The sequence below is a fragment of the Flavobacterium aurantiibacter genome, assembly GCF_002251775.1.
GTDB classification, from domain to species: Bacteria; Bacteroidota; Bacteroidia; order Flavobacteriales; family Flavobacteriaceae; genus Flavobacterium; species Flavobacterium aurantiibacter.
This window is the reverse complement of record NZ_NOXX01000044.1, coordinates 1-3,229: the sequence shown is the minus strand read 5'-3', so window position 1 is coordinate 3,229 and position 3,229 is coordinate 1. Positions and strand designations below refer to the sequence as shown.

General features: G+C 33.7%; 5 protein-coding genes. All 5 read right to left on the bottom strand.

Features of this window, described 5'->3' with window-relative positions; genetic code table 11:
* Positions 1-90: 90 nt before the first annotated feature.
* The gene (locus CHX27_RS15425) at positions 91-240 is read right to left on the bottom strand and encodes a hypothetical protein (RefSeq protein ID WP_165764403.1); all 150 of its coding nucleotides are present in this window, start codon (positions 238-240) and stop codon (positions 91-93) included.
* A 258-nt stretch (positions 241-498) separates the two neighbouring features.
* Positions 499-759, bottom strand: coding sequence for a hypothetical protein (locus tag CHX27_RS00460; RefSeq protein ID WP_094484825.1), 261 nt, complete (start codon positions 757-759; stop codon positions 499-501).
* A gap of 3 nt (positions 760-762) precedes the next feature.
* Complete coding sequence (locus CHX27_RS00455; RefSeq protein WP_133063365.1) at positions 763-1,236, bottom strand: hypothetical protein; 474 nt, start codon at positions 1,234-1,236, stop codon at positions 763-765.
* 135 nt (positions 1,237-1,371) lie between these two features.
* Complete coding sequence (locus CHX27_RS00450; RefSeq protein WP_094484823.1) at positions 1,372-2,139, bottom strand: MBL fold metallo-hydrolase; 768 nt, start codon at positions 2,137-2,139, stop codon at positions 1,372-1,374.
* Between the two features lie 70 nt (positions 2,140-2,209).
* The gene (locus CHX27_RS00445) at positions 2,210-2,785 is read right to left on the bottom strand and encodes a Crp/Fnr family transcriptional regulator (RefSeq protein WP_094484822.1); all 576 of its coding nucleotides are present in this window, start codon (positions 2,783-2,785) and stop codon (positions 2,210-2,212) included.
* Positions 2,786-3,229: the final 444 nt, after the last annotated feature.

The following is a 3,229-nucleotide window of genomic DNA, read 5'->3' as shown; positions in this document are numbered from 1 at the left end:
CACTTTTTCGAGTTAGCGACAGCAGCGGTTATAAACCAAAGTTTGCGCGTTATTAAAAAAGCGGCCAACTTTTATATTGACCGCCTTTTACTAATCTGGTTTTACTGTAATAGTAACTTCTTCGTTGAATTTGTACTCGCCTCGTTTATAAATTTCTTTATTAGGAAGCACAATTTCGTACGTATAAATTCCTTTAGGAACTTCAAAAACACACTCTTTGCCGTCTTTTTGAATTACCATTTCCTTTTTTACTGCATTACCTTCACTGTCTTGTTCGACTATTATAAACGTAAACTTATCATTTAATTTATTCCAGATACAGACACTAGCGATTGATTTCGAATTGCTCTCAATTGTTGCGGTGTTATACTTTTTTAAAGAAATGCGGCCGGCTAATTGAAAAGTTCCACATCCTTGATCATATTCAAAAAATCAGGGAGATAATTCTTAAAATCGAAGAAAAAAGCACACAGCTAAAAACATTTCTTTACTTCAACTTCAGTTATTCAGCGCTGTAATAAAAAAAGTAAGTGCCGTAGTGAATGAAACGAAAATCAAGAAAAGTGTCCAATAAAAAGGCTTAGAAATATTTGTTTGAGACTTTCTTTCTAGATAAGCATATACAGTCAAAAGAACTGTTGCAAACAGAGAAAAAACAATTGACCATGTAACATTTACCTTATCAAAAATATAAATCACCAGAAAACTGATAACCAACGATAGGTAGGCAATGTACTTTAGAATTACAGCATTTTTCATATTTTATCTTTTTTTAATACAATCTCTATACTCCGAAAGCGCAATATAATTAGCCGCTTCGTGACCGGCAAACACAGCAGCCGTACAAATTATCCCAGGTAATCCGCCTGCCGCGATAAGCGGCATACAAGCTTGATATCCCGCTACAGCCAAGCTTGCATTTAAGACCAATTTCGCAAGCCAGACGTTTCTACAATCCTCTGTAGTCACTGCGAATTCAGGCTGCCTTACAATTATCAAATCCTTAACAGCTCCTTCTAGTACTGAAATTACTCGGTCTTGCGAATAAGTGTTGAGTTTGTATCTGGCATTAATTGTCTTGATTAATAGTGCTTGGTTGTTTATAAAGTTCTCAAAAGAACTTCGATCAGTTTTGAAAATTGTATAAAACTCCCTCATTTCTTCTTCTGCTATTCGTCCGTCACTATAAATTCGTTGCAGTGCTTGCTGATCCGATAACTTTTCAATAAAGTTCAACGTTTTCGGGATTTGCGTTCGGGCGGGTTTCGGAGCACAAAGTTTCAATTTATTACTAAAGTTTATTAGAAGCACAAAGCTCCAAGTTTCCACGTCACCCCGCCTGTCGCAAAACCCGTGTTAGTGGCAGTTTTATTAATACGTTCTGCTTTCTCCGTCATTAGGAATAAAAACCTTGTCAGAAAATCCAACCTTTGAAACTTCCGTTTTTAATTGTTGTCGTGTTGTAGGACAATGATTTACGGCTTCCAAATGATTTGCAATTACTTGGTTTGGTGCATTTTTTACAAACTTCAAAATGTCGTCCATTCGCATCAATAAAGGCTGAAAAATGTCTAGTTGAGCAGTTCCGCAAGCCACGACTGAAATTTCAGGTTTTAATTGTGTTAATGCTTTATGTACATCGTCCGTATAAATTGTGTCAGCACTTAAATAAATAGACTTCTCATTTGGCATTTCAATGTAAAAGCCCATTACATTACCCATTGGTTTGGCTATAAAGCCGTAACCGTGTACGGCTGGAATGCCTTGAATTTTTCCACCTAAAAAGTCAGTTGGTTTCCAATAATCAACGGTTTGCGTTACATTTAACCCTCTTTTCTTCAAAATAGGCTCATCTATTACACTACAAATAACAGGAATTTGCCTTGTACGAAGAAAATTTTCACCAGCTTTGTCCAAATGGTCAGGGTGTAAATGTGTAATTAAGCAATGTGTCGTTTTTTCAACAATATTCATTGCATTATTAGGCAAATCTACAATGGGATTACGCTTCGGTTTAAAGCGAAATAACGTAAATGGTGGTCCCGCTGTTCCTTTTTTTCCAAGCATGGGGTCGATTAGAATTACCTTGTCTGCTGTTTCTAATACCATTGTGGCATTTCTCAAATGATGTACTTTCATTGCTCTAAATTTTAAATTAATTGAAAGCCACAAAGGTCTGTATTTAAACAGAGGTTTTCATTGATTCAAATCAAGAAATACGCTTTCTAATTCTACTTAATGTTTCGGGTGTAATTCCCAAATAAGAGGCAATATGATATTGAGGAATTTGTTGTAACCAATTTGGTTTAGATTGTATTAATTCATTATAATTCTCTTCTGCTGTATTCATAAAGTGTCGCATCAACTCTTTTTCCTTTCTGTCAATAATGCGTTGAAAAATTTCATCTACAAACAATTTACCACACATATATTTAGAAAGAAATTCTTGAAAACCTTTTTTTGAAATAACACGCAATTTAATATCCGTGATACATTCTTGATATTTATTTGTTGGATTTTCTGATACGAAAGAATAAAAATCGGTAATAAACTCACTGTCCAAATAGAAATTAATATTTTTTTCTTTGCTCTCATTTGAATAAAATTCTCTCACAACGCCTTCATCTAAAAAACGAAGTTCATTTTCAGTTTTTCCATTTTTCAATAAAATATGTCCTTTTGAGTAATGTTTTGAGGTAAAAGAATTGATAAATTCTTCCAAACCTTCTTTGTTAAAAGGAAATTCATTGCTAAAAAATAGGAATAATTTATCTTTTTCTGTCATTTTTCAATGAGTCTGATGTTTATGGTTGGTTTGAAAAATTGCCACTAACTCATTATTGACGAAATCTCTAAAGTCTTTGTCGCCTAACAAGTTATTAATGTTCTGCGCTTGACTGTTGACAAAAAGAAAAGAGAAAAGATACACTAAAAATAAATATTTCATAATTTTATAATTTACAATTATTAACAGTCCTATTAGTTGTTTTCGAAGACGTTTATCTAGTAGGGCTGTCTTTTTTTGGCTCGTTTTATCTTACTATTCCTTTTATAACAAGCCTTCAACAAAAAGAAATAGCTTCCTGTAAAACCAATGCAATTCGGAAGTTTTTGCAAAGTGTCACAATCGAGAGGGCCAGTCTCCTTTCGCTCCTTATCATATGTTTTAGTTTTACTATAAATAAGCTAAGTACACGACAAAAATTGTATTAAATTAATTTCCAGCTTA